Raw genomic sequence first — 20,759 nt, forward strand, 5'->3', positions numbered from 1 at the left:
GTCGGGGAGAGGGATCGAACCGTAAGCGTCAGCCGCCCCAGGGGCCGGGGAGGGGCGTCGGTGCAGCGTCGCCTTCGCGCAGCAAGAAGCCCCGGCCGGCGGCCACCGTCTCGAAACGATCGACGCGGCCCGAGGGCCACCGGACCTCGACCTGGTCGGCCTGCTCGGCCGAGCCCAGCCCGAAGTGGAGCCTCGGATCGGACGCGGACTGGTAGCTGCCCCCACCCGTCCGCCAGCCTCGCAGCACCCGCCCGCCGGCCGTGACGCTGACGACCGCGCCGACGCCGTCGCGATTCGAGGACGTGCCCTGGAGTTGCAGCGTGAGGTGGCGAGCCGGCGTCGACTGGTTATGGAAGAATCCGAGCGGCGACTTCTGCGCGAGGACCAGGACGTCGAGCCGACCGTCGTTGTCGAGGTCTCCGGTCGCGAGCCCTCGGGACACGCGAGGCACGGTCCAGGGCTCGCCCGCGGCCTCGGTGACGTCGGTGAGCCGGCCATCCCGGCCTCCGAGCAGCAGCAGGGTCGGCATTTGGTAGGGATAGTCGGGGCGGTCGTCGTTGACGTGGCCGTTGGCCGTGGCGACGTCCATCCGGCCGTCGTTGTTCGCGTCGAACAGGCAGATGCCGAATCCCAGCATGTAGCGGCTGGGCGCGGCCAGGCCGAGGGGCCCGCCGTGGTCGCCGAACATGCCGTCCCCGAGGTTGCGGAAGCAGCTCGTCGACTCGCCGTAGAAGTTCGTCACGAACAGGTCGGGGCGGCCGTCGCCGTCGATGTCTCCGCAGGCGGTCCCCATGCCCGCCTGGAAGGCGCCCCCCGCGTTGCAGGCGACGCCGGCGATCAGTCCGACGTCCTCGAACTTCATCCCGCCCAGGTTGCGCCAGAGATAGTTCGCCGTCGTGTCGTTGGCGACGAACAGGTCGACGAGTCCGTCGTCGTCGACGTCGGCCGCCACGACCCCGAGCCCCCGGCCGTCCACGTCGACGATCCCGGCCTCCTCGGTCACGTCCACGAACCGCCCGGCGTCGTTGCGGAACAGGTGGTCCGGCAAGGCGGTGAACGGGCGGGGCGTGCAGTAGTTGTAGCGCTGGCCCGGGTCGGAAAGATCCGCTTCCTTGGCCACGGTGACGCGGGGGCAGAGCGTGGGGTTCTCGGCGTCCCACACGAGGTAGTGGCAGACGTAGAGGTCCAGGTCGCCGTCGTTGTCGAGGTCGGCGAACGCGGCCGAGGTCGGCCAGTCCCGATCGCCGTCGAGGCCGGCGTCGGCGGTCGCGTCGGTGAAGGTGCCGTCGCCGCGGTTGCGATAGAGGGCGTAGGACCGCCATCGCGTCACGAAGAGATCCGCCCGGCCGTCGTTGTCGTAGTCGCCCACGGTGACGCCGTGGCCGAACCCGCGGGCCATGGCCGCGATCCCCGACGACTCGGTCGCGTCCTCGAACCGGCCGTCGCCCAGGTTCCGGAAGAGCCGGTCGCCCTGGTACGGCCGGGCCGGGTCGGCCGGGAAGGCTCCCCCCTGGACCACATACACGTCCATCCAGCCGTCGCCGTCGAAGTCGAGGATCGCGACGCCGCCGGCGGTCGTCTCCGGGATTTGCCGCTTGGCCGAGCGGCCGTTGTCGAACTCGAAGCGCAGGCCGACGGACTCGGCGTCGTCGACGAACTTGGGCGGGCTGACCGCGGCGGTCGTCGCGGTCCGGGACGTCCCCGACGCGGCTTCCGGGGCCGAGCCCGAGGTCTTCGAGGCGAGCAACTCGGCGAGGGTGCCGCTCGACGTCGAGTCGGATTCCCGAAGCCTCGCCAGCGCCTGGGGCGGACGGGGGTCGGTGGGGACGAAGGCCGCGCGGAGCTTCCACCAGCCCCGGGCCTCGAAGGTCCGCCCGATCGTCTCCGCCAGCGTGGCCAGCTCGACGAAGCGGGCGGGGACGATCTCCTCGTCCATCAGGGCGCGATACCGGTCCTTCGCCGCGTCGCAGACGGCCTTCCGCTGACGAAGCTCTCGCGAACGCTCCAGGTCGCCCGACTCCGCGGCCATGGCGGCCAGTCGATCCAGGGCCCTGGTGTCGCCGGGCGCGGACGCGATCAGGGTTTCGAGGGCCGCGCGCTCCGCCTCGCGGTCCCCTTCGCGACGGGCCAACCAGGCGAGGACGCCCTGCCGCTCGGCCTCGGTGAAGCGATCGACCGGGAGGCGCGGCAGGGCCTCCCGAGCCGCATCGAGGTCGTTCGTCGCCCGGGCCAGCTCAAAACGGGCGTGCCAGGCCGCCGGATCCTCCGGCCGTGCCTTCAAGCATCGGCCGAGGAGCTGCTCCGCCTCGTCGAACCGGCCGGTCTGGAACGCCAGGTCGGCCTGGGCGAGCCAGACGCGATCGTCGTCGGGCGCCATCCGGGTCGCGTGCTCGACTTCGGAGCGTACGGCCTCCAGCAGGGTCGGCGAGCTGTCGGCCCTCCAGTGGTCGCGGAGGTCGCCGACCGGGTCGGTCGTGTTCCGCCAAGCTTGCTCGATCAGGCGCCGGACGTCGGCGCGGCGGCCTTCCCAGAAATACAGCTCCGAGAGGGTGCGGCGGACCTCGTCGCGCTCGGACGAGACCTCGGCCGAGGCCAGCAGCGAATCGAGCACGGCCTCCGCCTCGGCGAAGCGGCCCAGGTCCCCGACGAGCGTCCGCGCGCGAGCAAGACCGGCCTTGGTCGACCACTCCGTGCCGGCGGGCACGCTCGACCAGGCGGCGAGGGCGGCGTCCATGCGGCCGGCGGCGTGCTCGCAGACTCCGAGCCGATAGCCGACCTCGGGATCTCTCGGTCGCGACCAGCGAAGTCCGAGGAGGCGTTCCCGGGCCTCGGGGAAGCGTTCCGCCTCCATCATCAGTCGGGCCCGTTCCAGCCCGCTGGCGAACCGCCAGTTGGCGACGGCCCACGATCCCAGCCCCGAGGCCGCCAGGGCCGCGACGGTCGCCCACACGATGCGTCGTCGAGTCCGTCCCATGAGAAACCCGCTCTCCCCACAACGACGCCGGGGCTCGACGAGTCGCGTCGGCGTTCAAGCCGGCCTAACTCTCGTCGAGCCCCCGCGCCAAGGATCTACCCGGTCGATCCTCGGTCGGACGCCGATCCGCGCGGCGACCTTACTCGGCCTTGGGCTCCGCCGGCGTCTCCGGCGTCGCCGTCGGAGTACCCTTGCTGGCGGACTTCAGGTTCTTCTTGTCCATGCCCGTGTTGGCCGCCTTCATCATGTCGGCGGTCTTCTTCGCGAAATCCTCGTTCACCTGCTCGGGCGGGGTCGAGGTGTTCGGCTGGTCCTCGCCGCAACCCCCCGCCAGGACGGCGATCGCCCCGCCGACGAGGATGGATCGAAATCGTCGCATAATCCGGTTCCTTTCGATGTGAAGGGCCAGGCCCTTTGCTTCGTCGATCCCGGCCGGATCCGCTCGACCCGGCCTCGGCCCGCCGCGCCCGCCCGAGGAGGGCGGGTGCGGTGCAGGCCGGACTCTCCGGGCGTTCGCTCAGAACGCGTCGGAGCCGATGACTTCGCCCTGGTTGCGGGTGCCGATGCCCCACCACACCTGGGGGGAGACCGAGTCCTTAACGAACTTGACCGAGCCGTCGACCATGACGACGTTGACGCCGCCGGGGTGGTTGCTCGTGGCGGTGATGGCGTCGTTGAAGCCGCCGGGGGCCCCGCCCCAGGAGTTGGCGGCGACGCAGGACAGGCCGTTCGGGGTCATCAGGTGACCGTAGGAGTTGAAGTGCAGCGTGCCGGCGTGGCTGCCGTTCCAGCAAGCGCCCGACCACTGGGTGGGGTTGGTCGGGGCCGTCGTGGAGGGGATGGCCTTGCAGCCGTTGAGGAACGCCTGGGCGTCCGCGGTACCGGTCGCCGTATCCCATCCGAGGCTCAGGCTCGACTGGAAGGAGACCCGCTTGCCGTTCTGCGAGCCGGGCACGGCGTTGGGGACGAATCCGGCCAGGCCGATCAGCTTCTCGCTGATCATGGCCGTGTTGCTCGTGCCGTCGGTGAACGATTCGAACCCGAGCGTGGACAGGTTCGCCGTGGTCACGGCGTTGGTGTAGCCGGGCCGGTCGCCGGGATCGCTCCGCAAGGGCACGAACGCGCCGCTCCACGACGCCATCGAACTCGGCCCGCCGAAGTTGGCGTGGTAGTTCGTGAAGGTGGAGGCGATCCAGCCGCCGATCTTCAGGCTCTCGGACGGGCAGACGAAGGCGTTGACCTTGGTCGTGCTCAGCGTATTGATGTTGGCCACGCCGAAGGCGCCGAAGGAGAAATTGGCCGAGTTGAACAGGGCCTGCTGCTCCATGTAACCCAGCAGGTGGACCATCCAGCCCAGCGGCCAGGGGCCTCCCGGCTCGCTCGGGCCGTTGGGTGCCTGGCCGAAATTCCCGAACAACGGAGGAACGGCGTTGATCGCCGAGTGGTAGTTGTGCACCGCCAGCCCGAGTTGCTTCAGGTTGTTGATGCACTGCGACCGGCGGGCGGCCTCACGTGCCGATTGCACGGCCGGCAGGAGCAACGCGATCAGCACGGCGATGATGGCGATGACGACCAGCAGTTCGATCAATGTGAAGGCGCGACGAGGCTGGAATCTTGATTCCATGCGAGAGTCTCCCCTCGTCCGCGGGAGGCCCGCGGCGAGCTGTCGAGGATGACGGGGCGATGCACGACCGAAAGAAAAGACGATGAAGGTGCTGCGGGACGAGCCCGCGGACCGACGGCGACGCCGACGAGGCAGCCTCGATGTGCCGAGACGTCCTCGCGATCTCCGAGCGATCGAGTTGCCCGCCGATCGATGCCGAGAGCCCGAGGGGGCCGATGCCTCACGTCCCCCGTCGGGCCGCCGTTCCGGTCGTTTGTCCGGGCTTGTCGATTCCTCCCGAGAGGATCCGGCGACGCGGGATGAGCATAGATCAGACAATCGAAGTCGGCAACAAAAAATCGACGGAATCCAGGAGTTTAACTCCCAATGATTTAAGACGTTGGCCCCATCCCCCTCCTCCGTCGATCCCGCCAGCGTTTCTCCAAGTGCTGATGGATACCGGGTAAGAATTCCTGATCCGCACCCCCATCGATGACCGACGCCGCGGAGAGGCTTCCAGGCAGGTTCCTGGAGTCGAACGATTCGACGGCCATGCGTCCGAATGGGGCGGACGAACCGATAACCCGTCTGGCTCAAGATCCGAGATCCCTGCCGTTCATCGATCGCGTTCCTGAATGGAGTCCGACACGTGCCACCTCGGGCCCTACCCCTCCCGGATCCAGCACGCCGATCCCGCTCCAGTGTGGATTTCCGATTTTTTTCAGAACGCAGCCACGGCCTGGCCTCCGAACTCTCCCCAGGACTTCGGCCCGCTGCCTCACGAGGTCGCAAGCTTAAATTCTTCAAAGCCCATGGGATCGCGATTGGCCGCAACCGACGAGCCTGTTAAACTTTGTTGCAACCGCCTCTCGATTCCCGACCCGACCGCCCGCCATGCTCGCCCGGCCGGAGACGCCATGATGCATTCGCCTGGGATGACGAAATTCCTGGCCCCCCTCCTCGCCTCCTTCGTCGCGATCGCCGTCCCGCTCCGGGCCCAATCCCCCGACGGCCCCGCCCCCGAGCCGGTCCGCGAGCTTTTCACGAGATTCTGCGTCTCCTGCCATCAGGGGGACCAGGCCGAGGGGGGATTCGACGTGGCCAAACTCCTGGCCAAGGGGCCTCCATCGACCAACCGCAAGGCCTGGAATCGGGTCAAGGAGAATGTCGAGGGGGGGCTCATGCCGCCCGAGGACAACCCCCAGCCCACCGAGGATCAGGTGGCCGCGCTCGCGTCGTGGGTCGACGCCGAACTGAAGAAGATCGACTGCGGGGCGACCGTCGACCCCGGCCGGGTTACGATCCGGCGGCTGAACCGGGCCGAGTACAACAACACGATCCGCGACCTCGTGGGCGTCGACTTCCAGCCCGCGGACGACTTCCCCTCCGACGACGTGGGCTACGGCTTCGACAACATCGGCGACGTCCTCAGCCTGCCGCCGATCCTGATGGAGAAGTATCTGGCCGCCGCGGAGACGATCGCGGCGCGTGCCATCGTCGCCGCGGGGACCTCGGAAGTCCCGGTCAAGACGTACGAGGGGCCCGACCTCGAGAACGCCGGCGGGACCGCCGCCGACGACGACGGGCGGTTCCTGGGCACGAACGGCGAGATCGCCCTCGCGCACGATTTTCCGCGCGACGCCTCCTACGTCGTCCGCGTGCACGCCTACGCCCATCAGGCCGGCGACCAGCCCGCCCGGATGGCGATCAAGCTCGACGGCAAGACGCTCCAGAGCTTCGATGTGAAGGCCGTGCAGGGCTCGATCGGGACTTACGAGTTCCAGGGCAAGCTGCGGGGCGGCCGGCGGCGAATCGCCGCGGAGTTCCTCAACGACTACTGGGAGCCCGAGAATCCCGACCCCTCCCGGCGCGATCGGAATCTGGTCGTCCAGAGCATCGAGGTCCAGGGGCCGATCGGGGCGAAGGGCGATCCGCTCCCCGCCAGCCACAAGCTGGTCGTCTTCCGCAGGCCCTCGAAGCCGGAGGAGTTCTACGAGTGCACGACCGAGGTGCTCGATCGCTTCCTGCGCCGGGCCTATCGCCGTCCCGTCACCGGGGGCGAGGTGTCCAAGCTGGTCCGCCTGGCCGACCTCGCCCGCGAGAACGGCGAGAGCTATGAGCGCGGGATCCAGCTCGCCGTGCAGGCCGTCCTCGCCTCGCCACAGTTCCTGTTCCGGGTGGAGCTGTACCGGCCCAAGCGGGACAAGAAGGGTAAGGTCCTCGAGGCTCCCGGCGGGGTCCCGATCAACGATTTCGAGCTGGCCTCGCGGCTCTCCTACTTTCTTTGGAGCAGCATGCCGGACGACGAGCTGTTCCGGCTCGCGCTCGACGGTAAGCTTCACGAGGAGGCCGAGCTGGAGAAGCAGGCCCGGCGGATGATCCGAGACCCCAAGTCGCGGGCCTTCGTCGAAAATTTCGCCGGACAGTGGCTCCAGCTCCGGAACTTGAAGACCGCGAATCCCGATCGCGAGCAGTTCAAGAGCTTCGACGAGCCGCTCCGGGAGGCGATGCAGAAGGAGTCCGAGCTGTTCTTCGCCTCGATCCTCCGCGAGGATCGCAGCCTCCTGGACTTCATCGACTGCGACTACACGTTCCTCAACGAACGGCTCGCGACCCACTACGGCGTCCCCGGCGTGAAGGGTCCGGAGTTCCGACGCGTGAAGCTCAAGGGAGGCGATCGGGGCGGGCTCATCACCCAGGCGAGCGTGCTGACCGTGACCTCCAACCCCTCGCGGACCTCCCCCGTCAAGCGCGGCAAGTGGGTGCTGGAACAGATCCTAGGCAGCCCGCCGCCGCCGCCGCCGCCGGACGTCCCGGTCCTGGCGGACGACGCCAAGGGGCCGCTCGTCGGCACGCTCCGCCAGCGCATGGAGCAGCACCGCTCGAACCCCAGCTGCGCCTCCTGCCACGCGCGGCTGGACCCGCCGGGCTTCGGCCTGGAGAATTACGACGCCGTCGGCGCCTGGCGCGACAAGGACGGCGGATTGCCGATCGACGCCTCCGCACAGTTGCCGACGGGGGAGTCGTTCCGGGGGCCCGCCGAGCTGAAGGCGATCCTCAAGACCCGCAAGTCCGAATTCGTCCGCTGCCTGGGCGAGAAGATGCTGACCTACGCCCTCGGTCGGGGTCTTGAAGACCCCGACGCCTGCACCGTCGACGCCCTCGTGAAGGGCGTCGCCGCCGATGACTATCGGCTCTCCCGGATGGTGCTGGAAATCGTCAAGAGCGAGCCATTCCTGAAGCGAAGGGGCTGAACCATGAGCCGATCGAAGATCTCCAGGCGGGCCATCCTCCGGGGCGCCGGCGCGGCCGTCGCCCTCCCGTGGATGGAAGCCATGGCGACAGCGGCCGACCTCTCGGGCTCGGCCCCGGCCGGTCCTCGTCGGATGGCCTTCTTCTACGTCCCGAACGGCGTCCACATGCAGGACTGGCGTCCCGGCGCGGAAGGGCGGGATTTCCAGCTCCCCTGGATCCTGGAACCGCTCAACCCCCTGAAGGAGGACACGCTGGTCCTCTCGGGCCTGGCCCAGCTTAACGCCAAGGCCCTGGGCGACGGCCCCGGCGACCACGCCCGTTCGCTCTCGTGCTTCCTCACCGGCGTCCACCCGGTGAAGACTGACGGGGCCAACATCAAGGCCGGCGTCTCCGTCGATCAGGTGGCGGCCCAGAAGATCGGCGCGGCCACGCGGTTCCCCTCCCTGGAGCTGGGGATCGAACGCGGCGGCCAGTCGGGCAACTGCGACTCGGGCTATAGCTGCGCCTACTCCTCGAACATCTCCTGGCGCACTCCGACCACGCCGACGGCCAAGGAGATCAACCCCCGACTGGTCTTCGACCGTCTGTTCGGGGGCCGCGGCCGGAGCGGCTCCGAGGCCGACCGCCGCAAGCGGAGCCTCTACGAACGGAGCCTCCTGGACTTCGTCCTGGAAGACGCCCAGGCCCTCCGCAACCGCATCGGCATGAACGACCGCCGGAAGCTCGATGAGTATCTGACGGCCGTCCGCGAGGTCGAGCAGCGGATCGCGCGGGCCGATTCCGACGCGGCGGACGATTCGAGCGTCGACGTCGGCGTGGCGCGTCCCGCCGGCGTCCCGAAGGACTACGCCGAGCACGTCCGGCTGATGTTCGACCTGATCGTGCTGGCCTTCCAGACCGACACGACGCGGATCTGCACCTTCATGTACGGCAACGAGGGGAGCACCCGCCCCTACCCGTTCCTGGAGGTCGCCGAGGGGCACCACGACCTCTCGCACCACGGGAAGGACCCGAAGAAGCAGGAGAAGATCCGCAAGATCAACCGCTTCCACATGGAAGAGTTCGCCCGCATGCTCCTGCGCCTGAAGGAGACGAAGGAGGGGGACCGTTCGATCCTCGACAACTCGATGATCGTCTACGGCAGCGGCATCTCCGACGGCGACCGCCACAACCATGACGACCTGCCGGTGCTGCTGATCGGCAAGGGGGGCGGGACGATCGAGACCGGGCGCCACGTCGTCTACGAGCCGCAGCCGCTCAACAACCTCTACCTTTCGATGCTCGACCGGATGGACGTCCCCTGCGAACGCCTCGGCGACAGCACGGGGCGGCTCGACAAGCTCGCCTGACCTCGACCTACCCGCGGGCCGTCAGGCCTGGGGGTCGCTCAGACCTCCAGGCCCACGGCCCGCATCAGCTCCAGCGCATTCGAGTGTTGGACGACGCCCGGGTGGATGCGGTAATCGAACCGCATCACGCCGTCCTCGAAGTGGTCCTCGAAATGGACGTTGAGCGTCCTGGGGCCGAGCCCGGCGACGATCTCCGCCAGCGCCAGGTCGTGGGTAGTGACCAGCCCGATCGCCCCACGCGCCAGGAGACCGCGGATGACCGCCTCCGCGCCGACGCGGCGGTCGTGCGAATTGGTGCCGCTGAATAATTCGTCGAGCAGGAACAGCAGCGGGAGCGGACCTCGCGAGACGTCGACGATCTGCCGGACCCGGGTGATCTCGGCGTAGAATCGCGACCGCCCGGCCTGGAGCGAATCCTGCACCCGCAAAGTCGCCCCCACGGCCAGCGGAGACAGCCGCAGCCGCGTCGCCCGAACCGGCGCACCGGCCTGGGCCATGACGGCCGACACCCCGATCGCGCGGAGCAGCGTGCTCTTGCCCGACATGTTCGACCCGCTGACGACCAGGGCCGTCGTCTCGCCCCCCAGTTCCACGTCATTCGCAACGCACTCGCGACGCGGGATCAGGGGGTGGCCGAGGGCCTGGGCCTCGAAGATCGCCGGCCCTTCGGCCAGCTCGGGGAAGACATCGTCGGGGTTCTCGGCCGAGTAGGCCGCGAGGGCCGAGAGGGCTTCGAAATCGCCCACCGAAGCGAGCCAGCCGGCGATCTGCGGACCGTTCTCCGCGCGCCAGGCGTCTATCCGCATGCCAAATTGCGTCCGCCAGAGCAGCACCAGGGCGAACGGCAGGAAGAACTGGTTGTCCCGAGTGTCCAGCAGGTGCAGGAGCCTTCCCAGGCTCCGGATCCGCTCGGACGCCGGACGCCCGCCGGTCTCCAGGGCCTCGCGCAAGGCTCGCAGCTGGGAGGATTGGAGCGGCTCGCGCTCCAGGCGATCGAGCAGCCCCGACAGCACGATCAGGTCGTGCGCCCGCTCGTCCACGCCCGCCAGGACCCGATCGACCCGCCTCGCCAGCCAGAAGCCGAAGGCGCTCTCGACGGCCAGGACGAGGAGCAGCAGGAGAAAGCGCTCGCCGTCCTGCATGACGAGCCAGGCGATCAAGGCCGAGGCGCCGATCGCCGCCAGGGCCGCCGCGACGACCCGGAGCGTGGAAGTGGGGAACACGCGGGGCGTCGCCCCCCAGGCGGCCAGCGCGGCGGGGTCGATCCCGGCCCGGACGTCGGCTCCGAGCAGTTCCAGGTCCTCGCGCAGATCGAGGCGCGGGCGAAGCTCGGCGACGGCCTCATGCCGGCCGGCGACCACGTCGGGGGGGGCCGGCGCGAGCAGCCAGGCCGCAAGGGCCTCCTCGCCGGCCTTCGTCCTGGCGGTGCAGAGCCGCTCGAACAGCGAGCCGACGCCGAAAAGGTCGAGGTCGGCGGCGTAGGGATGTTCCACGTCGAGGAAATTCGACCCGGCGACTCCCGTGCCCGCCCACCGGTCCTCCATCCGGGCCAGGCCTCGCTTGTAAAAGTCGATCGTCCGCGCGGAACGCTCGGCGCGGCGGCGGATCGGCTCGTGAGCGAGCAAGATCGCCACGAACGCCGCGACGGGAAGTCCCAGCCACCAGGCCGAGGGATAGTCGGCCAGATAAACGTTGCCGGCGACGGCGAGGCCCAGTCCGAAGACGATCAACCGGAGGTCGGCGAAACGGGCGTCGAGCTTCTCCCATCGGGCCGCGGCCTGCTCGTGGAGGGCCAGTCGGCGGGAGTACTCGGCGTGCAGGTCGGGGTGGACGGCTGGGCTGTCGATCATGATGGGGGTCGTCGCCGCGAGGGGGAGTGGTGGCCAGGGTCCAACCGTAGCCGATCCCCCGCGCCGGCTCAAGGCGTCCACGGCCCACGCGAGCCGACGCCGGTTTCCAGCGGGTGCCGCATCCCCAACCGCCCTTTCATCGAATAGAATGAGGTCCGCACCCGTCGGCGAGACGCCTCGAATCCACCGACTGCTTCAAGCGGAGACGGGCGTCGGCGCGAGCGAGGACCGCCATGAGCAGCCAGGCCGAAGTCCATTCCATCGACGCCCTGCGCGAATTCCGGGTCGCCCTTTCGCTGTACGGAGACGACGTTCAGGCGGCCCTGGGCGCCGCCGACGCCGAGATCCGCCGCACCGTCCAGTGGCTCCAGCAGGACCGGCCGTTTTACTGGCAGGAGCAGATCAAGCGTCGTCGCGAGCGCGTGGCGTCCGCCAGGGCGGATCTCTTCCGACTCAAACTCCAGAAGACGCCCGAGCACCATCCGTCGCTGGCCGAGCCCAAGGAGAGGCTTCGCCACGCCGAGGCGGCCCTGGCCGACGCCGAGAAGCGGCTCGCCGCAGTCCGCAGGTGGCAACCCGCTCTCCAGCAGGCCGTCCTCGAATATCATGGCAGCGCGCAACGGCTGAAGGATCTCGCGGCGGCCGACGTGCCCCGCGCGATCGGCCTGCTGACTCGGATCGTCGAGGCTCTCGAAGCCTACCTGCGCCTCCAGGCCCCCGACGGGGCGCCCTCGGAGGGGCTAGTCGGAGGGGGCGTCCGCCGCGCGACTCCAGAACTGGAAGCGGTGGCCCGCGAGATCCTCGACCAGGACGAGCCCGCCCCCGAACCACCGCCCGAGCCGCAAATCCCCGAGGAGGCCTCCTGAGGTGGCGAACGCGAAGATCCTCGCCGGCTCGACCCGGTTGAAGCAGACGATCCGCATCCTCAACGAGCGCTGGATGCTCACCGAGGCGACCTGGGGCGACGTCGTCCGCCGCCGCTTTGAGGAGCGCCACCTCGCGCCCCTCGTCCCCGCGGTCGACTCGGCCGTCATCGGCCTCCAGAAGCTCGCGGAAGTCCTGGACCAAGTCCGACGCGACTGCTCGGATCGGAGCGAACTCACGTGACCCACCCTCCCTCCCCGCTCGTCCAGGGCTCGCCTGCGTCCAGCCCTCAAGAGATCCGACCGACCGAGGCCACGCCGACCGATCCCTTGCTCGCCCAACGCGAGGCGATCCGCTCGCTCGTCGTCGCGGTCGCCGAAAGGGCCGAGGCCGAGGCGAGGGTGGAAGAGGGTCGGAAGACTCGCGAATCCGAATTGGAGCTGGACTACAAGGTCAAGAAGGAAGCCCTGACTCGCCGCGTGGCCCAGCTCGAGAAGGACGAGACCGCCGCGGACGAACGTCGCCTGCGAGAGGTCGCCGAGGCGGCTTCGGCGGGCGAGGCTCGGGCCAAGAACGAGTTCGCGATGGGGAGCCGCCGGATCGCCGCCGAGTTCGACGCCCTGCGCCAGACCGCGAAATCGAAGCTGGCTCGCGACAAATCCGATGCGATGGGGGGCCACGACGCCGGTCAGAAGGTCGCGGCCCAGGAACACGCGGCCGCCGCCAAGCCCCTCCAGGACGCGGCAGCGATCCTGGATTCCTATCGCGAACGGCTCGCGGTCGTCGCCGTGGACTTCCGCAAATTCGGGCTCGATCCCGAGCCTCCCCCGCCCGCCCGCGAATCCTTCGACAAGTTCGCCGAGCCCGGCGACGAGCTGTTCGAGCGACTCTCGCGGATGGGTCCGCCGCTCAAGCTCCTCGAACGCCTGATCATCCCCCGCACTCTGAAGGGCGCCAACGAGGCCTGGGTCTACGTATCGACCGCCCTGCTCGGCGGCGGGATCGGCCTGGCGCTCGGCGCCGACTTCACCGTCGCCCTCATCCTGGCCGGAGTCGGCCTGGCGCTCGGGCTGGCGCTGCGCATGAAGCTCGCGGCGCTCGCCAAGGAGCAGTTGGAACGGCTCTACGTGCCCTTAATGCAGTCGTCGTCCGCCGCGGCGGCGCTCGGGGACCACTGCAAATCCCGAATCGACGGCCGGTTTCAGGAGTCGCTCAGGACCCTCGCCGCCCGCCGGGACAAGGACCTGGAGCGGGCGAAAGAGGTCCACACCCTGACCATTGCCCAGGGGGAGGCCGACCGCGACGAACGCCTCCGCCAGATCAACGAGGTCTACGCGCGGAAGCTCCGCGAGAACGCCGAGGAGCGCGAACGCCGTTCCAGGGAGGCGGCCGAGACCCACGCGCGGAAGGCCGCCGACCTGAAGGCCAAGGCCGAGGCGGGGGCTATCCAGTTGGAGGAAGGGTACGCGACGGCCAAGGCCCAGGCCCGCGCAGTCCACGAGAGCGACGTCAGGGCCGTCGCCTCGCGATGGCGCGCGTCCGTCTCCGCCGCCGCCGCCGTGCTCGACGAGGTCGCCCGCCGGGCCGAGGGATTCGGCCTGTCGTGGGAGGACCCCGACTGGGCCGATCGCCCTCTCCACCGCGCAATCCCCCCGGCGCTACGGTTCGGGACCGTCGCGCTCGACCTCGCCGCCTTGCCGGGGGGCCTGCCGAACCGTCGGGACCACCGAGAAGGGCTCCCGGAAGCGTTCCGACTTCCGGCCCTCCGCCCGTTTCCCGGTTCCGCCAATCTGCTGGTCGAGACCCCCGCGGAAGGGAGGGCCGCCGCCTCGACGGCGGTCCAGGCGGCCATGCTCCGCCTGCTCGCCGGGCTGCCGCCGGGCATGGTCCGCTTCACCATCGTCGACCCGATTGGCCTCGGTCGCGGCTTCGGGGCGTTCATGCACCTCGCCGACTACGACGAGGCCCTGGTGAACAATCAGGTGTGGACCGACGCCCGCCAGATCGAGGAGCGCCTGGCCGACCTGGAAGCCCACATGGAGCTGGTGACCCAGAAGTACCTCCGCAACGAGTACGCCACGATCGAGGAGTACAACGCCGCCGCTGGCGAGGTGGCCGAACCCTACCGCGTCCTCGTCGTGGTCGACTACCCGACCAAGTTCGACGAGAAGGCCGCGTCTCGACTGGCCTCGATCGTGGCCGGCGGCCCCCCGTGCGGGGTGCTGACCCTTATCGCAGTCGACGAAGGCCGCGAGTTTCCGTCGGGCTGCCGGACCGCCGACCTCCGGCCTTACTGCACGCGTCTCTTCTGGAAGGACGGCGCCCTGGCCTGGGACGACCCGGAACTGGGCGGATACCCGTTCCTCCCCGACGCCCCGCCGGTTGGCGAGACCGCCACCCGGCTGATCCAGCGCATCGGCGAGGCGGCCAGGGCCGCTAAGCGGGTCGAGGTCCCCTTCGAGTTCATCGCGCCCGCGCCGGAATCCTGGTGGACGCGCGACAGCCGGGCCGGGGTCGACGTGCCCCTGGGCAAGGCGGCGGCCTCGAAGCGTCAGCACCTGGCGCTCGGGAAGGGGACGTCGCAGCACGTCCTGATCGCCGGCCGCACGGGCTCGGGCAAGTCGACCTTGATGCACGCGATGATCGTGAATCTCGCCCTGGCGTACAGCCCGGACGAGATCGACATGTACCTGATCGACTTCAAGAAGGGCGTCGAGTTCAAGGTCTACGCGTCCCACGGCCTCCCGCACGCCAGCGTCGTCGCGATCGAGAGCGAGCGCGAGTTCGGCGTCAGCGTGCTGAACCGGCTCGACGCCGAGCTGAAGATCCGGGCCGATCGCTTCCGGGCGGCGGGGGTGCAAGACGTCCAGGGCTTCCGGGGCGTGCCGGGATCACCCCCCCTGCCCCGGATCCTCCTGATCGTCGACGAGTTCCAGGAGTTCTTCGTCGAGGAGGACAAGCTGGCTCAGGAGGCCGCCGGGCTGCTCGACCGGCTGGTCCGCCAGGGTCGGGCCTTCGGCATCCACGCGATCCTGGGCTCGCAGAGCCTCGGCGGGGCGTTCACGCTGGCGCGCAGCACCCTCGGCCAGATGGCCGTGCGGATCGCCCTCCAGTGCAGCGACGTGGACTCGCACCTGATCCTCTCCGAGAACAACCCCGCGGCCAAGGCGCTCTCGCGGCCGGGCGAGGCGATCTACAACGACGCCAACGGCGCCCCCGAGGGGAACCACGTCTTCCAGGTCGTCTGGCTCGGCGAGGATCGTCGCGAAGACTACCTGGATCGGATCCGCCGACTGAGCGAAAGCCGCGGCCGGGTCGAGCGCGCGCCGATCGTCTTCGAAGGGGACGCCCAGGCCGATTTCGCGAACAACCCCCTGCTGCTCGAACGACTGGAGCAGGCCGCCTGGCCCGAGTCCCCGCGGTCGTCGCAGGCCTGGCTCGGCGATCCGGTCGCGATCAAGGAGCCGACAGCCGCCCTGTTCCGACGCCAGGGGGGGAATCACCTGCTGATCGTCGGTCAGAACGAGGAGGCCGCGCTCGGCGTGATCGCCTCGACGCTCCTGAGCCTGGGCCTGCAATACCCGCCGGCTCGCGAGGAATCGGTTCGCGAGGGCGCTCGCTTCTGGGTGCTGGACGGCACCCCCGAGGATTCGGAGCACGTCGAGACGCTCCGAAAGGCCGCCGACGCGCTCCCCCACGACGTCCGATTCGGCGGCTGGCGGGAAGCCTCGGCGTTCGTGGCCGAGATCACCGGCGAGCTCGAGCGCCGCCGCACGCCCGACGCCGCCGACGGCCCGGAGCTGTTCCTCCTCATCCACGACCTGCCGAGGTTCCGGGACCTGCGCCGCCGCGAGGACGACTTCCATTTCGGCGAGCGCGAGGAGGCGACCCCGGCCGACCAGATCGACCTGATCCTCCGCGAAGGTCCGGGCTACGGAGTCCATCTCGTCGCGTGGTGCGACACCGTGAACAACCTGAACCGATGCGTCTCGCTCCAGCAGCTCCGCGAGTTCGGCATGCGCGTCCTCTTCCAGATGAGCCCGACCGACTCCGGCCACCTCCTGGACAACACCTCCGCCGCCAGGCTCGGCACCAACCGGGCGCTCTTCTCCAGCGAGGAGCACAATCGCATCGAGAAGTTCCGCCCCTATCGCCCGATCGAGGCCGATTTCCTCGGCCGCATTCACGATCGCCTGCACGCGCGAGGTCGCTGATTTCGTCCGGTTCGGGAAGGTCTGTCGGCACCGGTTCGGTTGTCGTTCCCGGGCGGGCCGGATACAATCCACCGCTCCGATGTGATGTCATGAGTCTGGGGCTTACGCCCGGAGCGTCGTTGATGGCCGACCCGACCGCGTTGAAGACCCCCCTGTTCGACTGGCACCAGGCCAACGGCGGCCGGATGGTCGACTTCGCGGGCTGGTCCATGCCCGTCCAGTACACGAGCATCGTGGAGGAGCACCAGGCCGTCCGGCGCGGCGTCGGCCTGTTCGACGTCAGCCACATGGGACGCCTGGCGTTCGATGGGGCCAAGGCGCTCGACTGGATCAACCTGGTCGCCACCAACGACGCCGCCAAGCTCGAAGCGGGGCGGATCCAGTACAGCCTGCTGGCCAACGACCTCGGCGGGCTCATCGACGACATCCTGGTCTACCGGCTCGCCAAGGGTTACTACGTCGTTTGCAACGCGTCCAACCGTGAGCGGGTGGTCGCCCAGTTCCAGGAGCACCGCGAGGGCTTCAAGGCCGCGCTCTCCGACAGGACCGCCGACACGGCCATGATCGCCGTGCAGGGGCCGTCGGCCGCCGCGACGGTCCAGGCGATCTCTTCCGTGACGTTTGACGGCCTCAAGTATTATCACGCGACCGAGGCCAAGTTGCTCGACGGCGTCGCGGCCCTGGTCAGCCGGACCGGCTATACGGGCGAGGACGGTTTCGAGCTGATCGTCCCCGCCGCCGACGCCGCGAAGGTCTGGATCGGGCTGATGGACGCGGGGGCCCCGTTCGGCGTCGTCCCCTGCGGGCTGGGTGCGAGGGACACGCTGCGGTTCGAAGCCGCCATGCCCTTGTACGGGCACGAACTGACCGACACCACGAGCCCGTTCGCCGCCGGCGTGGGCTGGGCCGTGAAGCTCGACAAGGGGGACTTCGTGGGTGCCGAGGCCCTCCGCCAGCAGGCGCAAAGCCCGGGCTCGACCCGCGTCGGCCTGAAGCTGGAAGGCAAGCGGATCGCCCGCCAGGGATCGTCGGTGACCTCGGATGACCGCTCCCTGGGACTGGTGACGTCCGGGACGTTCGCCCCCACCCTCCAGGCGAGCCTGGCGATGGCCCTCATCGACCCCGAGTTCGCCGCGCCGGGCAAGAAGGTCGTCGTCGACGTCCGCGGCAAGCCCGAGCCGGCCGAGGTGGTCCCCCTGCCTTTCTACAAGCGTCCCCGGCCGCAGTCCCAGACCTGATCCGGCGAGGCCGGCCGCGTCGCCGCCTTCCCCTTCTCATCGCAGGCGTTCCCCGAAGCCGCAAGGACCCCGAGACATGGACCCCAAGAAGCTCCGCTACTCCCCCACCCACGAATGGGTCGACGTCGAGGGCGGCACCGCCGTCGTGGGCCTCTCGAAGTTCGCCGTCGATCAGCTCACCGACCTGTTGACGATCGAGCTCCCCAAGGTGGGCGACCGCCTGACGGCCGGTAAGAGCTTCGGCGAAGTCGAGAGCGTCAAGTCGGTCAACGACCTCTACGCGCCGGTGAGCGGCGAGGTGGTCGAGGTCAACCAGGCCCTGGCCGACGACGTGCAGATCCTCTCCGAAGACCCCTACGCCAAGGGCTGGCTGGTCAAGATCAAGGTCGACGACCCCGCCGACGCCGAGAAGTTGATGGATCACACCGCGTACGAGACGAAGATCGCCTCGGACGATCACTGAACGCGACCCGCCGAGGATCCGGCCGCGACGCGTTCATCAAGCTGGGAGCAACATGGCTTACATCGCTAACACGCCCGACGACGTGCGCGTCATGCTGGGCGCGATCGGGCTGGACTCGCTCGATCAACTCTTCGACATGATCCCGCCGGAATACCGGCTCGACCGCGACCTCCGGATCCCCCCCGCCCTGACGGAATTCGACCTGACCCGCCGGGTCGGGGCGTTGCTCGCCCGCAACGAGGGCGCCGACCGCCGCGTCTGCTTCCTCGGGGCCGGCAGCTACGACCATTTCATCCCGGCCGTCGTCGACAGCCTCGCCTCGCGCGGGGAGTTCTACACGGCTTACACCCCCTACCAGGCCGAGGCCAGCCAGGGCACGCTCCAGGCGACGTTCGAGTACCAGACGCTCATGACCCAACTGACGGGCATGGACGTCTCGAACGCAAGCCTCTACGACGGCGGCTCGGCCGTGACCGAGGCCGTCCTGATGGCCCTGGCGACCAACCGTCGCGCGGGGCGGGTGGTGGTCGCCGGGACCGTGCATCCCGAGTATCGGAAGATCCTGGAGACCTACCTGACGCACCTGGACTCCGAGGTCGTCACGGTCCCGCCCCAGAACGGCGGAGTCGACCCGAGTGCGTTCGCGGCGGCGATCACCCCCGATACGGCGGCCGTCGTCATCCAGCACCCGAACTTCTTCGGCCGCCTCGAAGACGTCGCCGCGCTGGTCGACGCCGCCCACGCGCACGGCGCGACCGCGATCGTCAGCGTCGACCCGATCTCGCTCGGGGTTCTCCGGCGTCCCGACGCCTACGGCGCGGACGTGGTCGTGGCGGAGGGCCAGGGCCTGGGGAACCCGATGTCGTTCGGCGGCCCCTATCTCGGCATCCTCGCCTGCCGCCAGGATTACCTCCGCAAGCTGCCCGGGCGGATCGTCGGCCAGACGGCCGACCGCAACGGCAAGCGATCGTGGGTGCTGACGCTCCAGACCCGTGAGCAGCACATCCGCCGCGAGAAGGCGACCTCGAACATCTGCACCAACCAGGGTCTGCTGGCCCTGCGTTCGAGCATCTATCTCGCGGCCATGGGCCCGCGCGGGCTGCGCGAGGCCGCCGAGCTGAGCACTCGCAAGGCCCACTACGCGGCCGAGGCTCTCGCGAAGGTGGACGGCCTCTCGCTCGCCTTCCCCGGGCCGTTCTTCAAGGAGTTCGCGATCCGCTGCGACAAGGACCCGAGAGCCGTGCTGGAGAAGGTCGGCGCCGCCGGCTTCCACGGCGGCGTAGGCCTGGGTCGCTGGTATCCCGAACTGGCCGACCACATCCTGGTCGCCGTGACCGAGAAGCGGACGAAGGACGAGATCGACGGCCTCGCCGACGCCTACCGGGACGCGCTCGCCGCGTCCTGAGAGCCGGGGGCCGCCGACGTCGCAGCGAACGACACCTCAATCGCAAGAATTTTCATGTATAAACTCGACCAACCCCCGCTGCTGTTCGAAGCGAGTCGACCCGGCCGGAGCACCGCGATCCTGCCGCCGTGCGACGTGCCCGTCGTCCCGCTGGATTCGCTGATCCCCGCCGAGCATCTCCAGAAATCGGCCGTCCCGCTCCCCGAGCTGAGCGAGCTGGACGTGGTCCGTCACTACACGAACCTCTCGTCTCTCAACATGTCGATCGACGGGAATTTCTACCCGCTCGGATCGTGCACGATGAAGTACAACCCCAAGCGGAACGAGCGGCTTGCGGCGCTCCCCGGACTGGGGGCCCAGCATCCCTACCAGGACGACTCGACGCTCCAGGGGATGCTGGCGATCCTCCACGAACTTCAAAACGACCTGGCCGAGATCGCCGGGCTCGACGCGGTGAGCCTCCAGCCCGCCGCCGGCGCCCAGGGCGAGCTGACCGCCCTGTTCGTCGCCGCCGCCTACTTCCGCGATCAGGAGCCGGATCGGAAGCGGACGCAGGTCCTGATCCCCGACAGCGCCCACGGCACGAATCCGGCCTCTGCCCACCTGGCCGGCTTCGAAACCGTCACCGTCAAGAGCGACTCCCGCGGCCTCGTCGACATCGAGGACTTCAAGTCCAAGCTCAGCGACGACGTCGCCGTCTTCATGATCACGAACCCGAACACCGTGGGGCTGTTCGACCCCCAGATCGGCGAGATCGCCGGGCTGCTCCACGAGCGCGGCGCCCTGCTCTACCTGGACGGCGCGAACATGAACGCGATCCTCGGCGTCGTCCGCCCCGGCGACATGGGGGTCGACCTGATGCACTACAACCCGCACAAGACCTTCTCCGGCCCGCACGGCGGCGGCGGCCCCGGCGCCGGCCCGATCGCCGTCCGCGCCAAGCTCGCCCCTTATCTCCCCTCGCCGATGGTCGGCCGCCGCGAGGACGGCACCTACTTCCTGGACGAGGACCGCCCGCTGTCGATTGGCCGGGTCCGGGCCTTCTTCGGCAACACGGGCGTCCTCTTCCGCGCGTACTGTTACATCCGCAGCCAGGGGCCCGACGGCCTGAAGCGGGTGGCGCAGCATGCGGTCCTCAACGCCAACTACCTGCTGAGCCTCGTCCGCGACGTCTATCCCGTCCCATGCGGGCCGCGCTGCATGCACGAGTTCGTCGCGTCCTGCCGGACGCTGGCGAAAGATCGAGGTATCCGGGCGATGGACGTCGGCAAGCGCCTGATCGATTACAATTTCCACGCGCCCACGGTGTACTTCCCGCTGATCGTGTCGGAAGCCCTGATGATCGAGCCGACCGAGACCGAGAGCCGCGACACGCTCGAAGCCTTCGCCGCGGCCCTCCGTGCGATCGCCGCGGAAGACGCCGATTCGCTGCACGACGCCCCTTTCACCACGCCGGTCAGCCGGCTCGACGAGGTCAAGGCCGCCAAGACGCCCGTCCTGCGCTGGACGCCCTGATCCGGCCGGCCCCGTCGAGCCTCGGATCG

General features: G+C 69.3%; 13 protein-coding genes. 9 read left to right on the plus strand and 4 right to left on the minus strand.

Annotated features, from left to right (window positions below):
• Positions 1 to 28: 28 nt before the first annotated feature.
• From G6O68_RS06065 to G6O68_RS06075, 3 genes are all read right to left on the minus strand, one after another.
• The gene (locus G6O68_RS06065; RefSeq protein WP_165245892.1) at positions 29 to 2,974 is read right to left on the minus strand and encodes an FG-GAP-like repeat-containing protein; all 2,946 of its coding nucleotides are present in this window, start codon (positions 2,972 to 2,974) and stop codon (positions 29 to 31) included.
• A 139-nt stretch (positions 2,975 to 3,113) separates the two neighbouring features.
• The gene (locus G6O68_RS06070; protein ID WP_165245894.1) at positions 3,114 to 3,353 is read right to left on the minus strand and encodes a hypothetical protein; all 240 of its coding nucleotides are present in this window, start codon (positions 3,351 to 3,353) and stop codon (positions 3,114 to 3,116) included.
• A gap of 138 nt (positions 3,354 to 3,491) precedes the next feature.
• Positions 3,492 to 4,598 (minus strand): DUF1559 domain-containing protein, encoded by a 1,107-nt coding sequence (locus G6O68_RS06075; protein WP_165245896.1) that lies wholly within the window; start codon positions 4,596 to 4,598, stop codon positions 3,492 to 3,494.
• 896 nt (positions 4,599 to 5,494) lie between these two features.
• On the opposite strand from G6O68_RS06075, the gene G6O68_RS06080 reads away from it, so the two are divergent.
• Positions 5,495 to 7,831, plus strand: a complete 2,337-nt coding sequence (locus G6O68_RS06080) for a DUF1592 domain-containing protein (protein ID WP_165245898.1) — start codon at positions 5,495 to 5,497, stop codon at positions 7,829 to 7,831.
• Positions 7,832 to 7,834: 3 nt separating this feature from the next.
• Positions 7,835 to 9,181, plus strand: a complete 1,347-nt coding sequence (locus tag G6O68_RS06085) for a DUF1552 domain-containing protein (protein ID WP_165245900.1) — start codon at positions 7,835 to 7,837, stop codon at positions 9,179 to 9,181.
• Positions 9,182 to 9,219: 38 nt separating this feature from the next.
• Here G6O68_RS06085 and G6O68_RS06090 read toward each other — a convergent pair whose 3' ends face one another.
• Positions 9,220 to 11,031 carry a MutS-related protein gene (locus G6O68_RS06090; RefSeq protein WP_165245902.1) on the minus strand — a complete coding sequence of 604 codons (1,812 nt, stop codon included), beginning with the start codon at positions 11,029 to 11,031 and terminating at the stop codon, positions 9,220 to 9,222.
• A gap of 233 nt (positions 11,032 to 11,264) precedes the next feature.
• Between G6O68_RS06090 and G6O68_RS06095 the strand changes: the two genes are divergently transcribed.
• From G6O68_RS06095 to gcvPB, 7 genes are all read left to right on the plus strand, one after another.
• Positions 11,265 to 11,897: a hypothetical protein gene (locus G6O68_RS06095; protein WP_165245904.1), complete on the plus strand. Its 633-nt coding sequence runs from the start codon at positions 11,265 to 11,267 to the stop codon at positions 11,895 to 11,897.
• A 1-nt stretch (position 11,898) separates the two neighbouring features.
• Positions 11,899 to 12,138, plus strand: a complete 240-nt coding sequence (locus tag G6O68_RS06100) for a hypothetical protein (protein ID WP_165245906.1) — start codon at positions 11,899 to 11,901, stop codon at positions 12,136 to 12,138.
• Positions 12,135 to 16,109, plus strand: a complete 3,975-nt coding sequence (locus G6O68_RS06105) for an FtsK/SpoIIIE domain-containing protein (RefSeq protein WP_165245908.1) — start codon at positions 12,135 to 12,137, stop codon at positions 16,107 to 16,109. Before G6O68_RS06100 ends, G6O68_RS06105 begins: the two co-directional genes overlap by 4 nt.
• Before the next feature lie 122 nt (positions 16,110 to 16,231).
• Positions 16,232 to 17,347, plus strand: a complete 1,116-nt coding sequence (gcvT, locus tag G6O68_RS06110) for a glycine cleavage system aminomethyltransferase GcvT (RefSeq protein ID WP_165245910.1) — start codon at positions 16,232 to 16,234, stop codon at positions 17,345 to 17,347.
• A gap of 76 nt (positions 17,348 to 17,423) precedes the next feature.
• Entirely contained in the window at positions 17,424 to 17,810 is a 387-nt protein-coding gene (gene gcvH, locus G6O68_RS06115; protein ID WP_165245912.1) for a glycine cleavage system protein GcvH, read from the plus strand.
• Between the two features lie 52 nt (positions 17,811 to 17,862).
• Positions 17,863 to 19,215: an aminomethyl-transferring glycine dehydrogenase subunit GcvPA gene (gene gcvPA / locus G6O68_RS06120; RefSeq protein ID WP_165245914.1), complete on the plus strand. Its 1,353-nt coding sequence runs from the start codon at positions 17,863 to 17,865 to the stop codon at positions 19,213 to 19,215.
• A gap of 54 nt (positions 19,216 to 19,269) precedes the next feature.
• Positions 19,270 to 20,730: an aminomethyl-transferring glycine dehydrogenase subunit GcvPB gene (gcvPB, locus tag G6O68_RS06125; RefSeq protein WP_165245916.1), complete on the plus strand. Its 1,461-nt coding sequence runs from the start codon at positions 19,270 to 19,272 to the stop codon at positions 20,728 to 20,730.
• The last annotated feature ends 29 nt before the right edge of the window (positions 20,731 to 20,759 follow it).

The organism is Paludisphaera soli (assembly GCF_011064595.1).
In the GTDB taxonomy this organism is placed as follows: domain Bacteria; phylum Planctomycetota; class Planctomycetia; order Isosphaerales; family Isosphaeraceae; genus Paludisphaera; species Paludisphaera soli.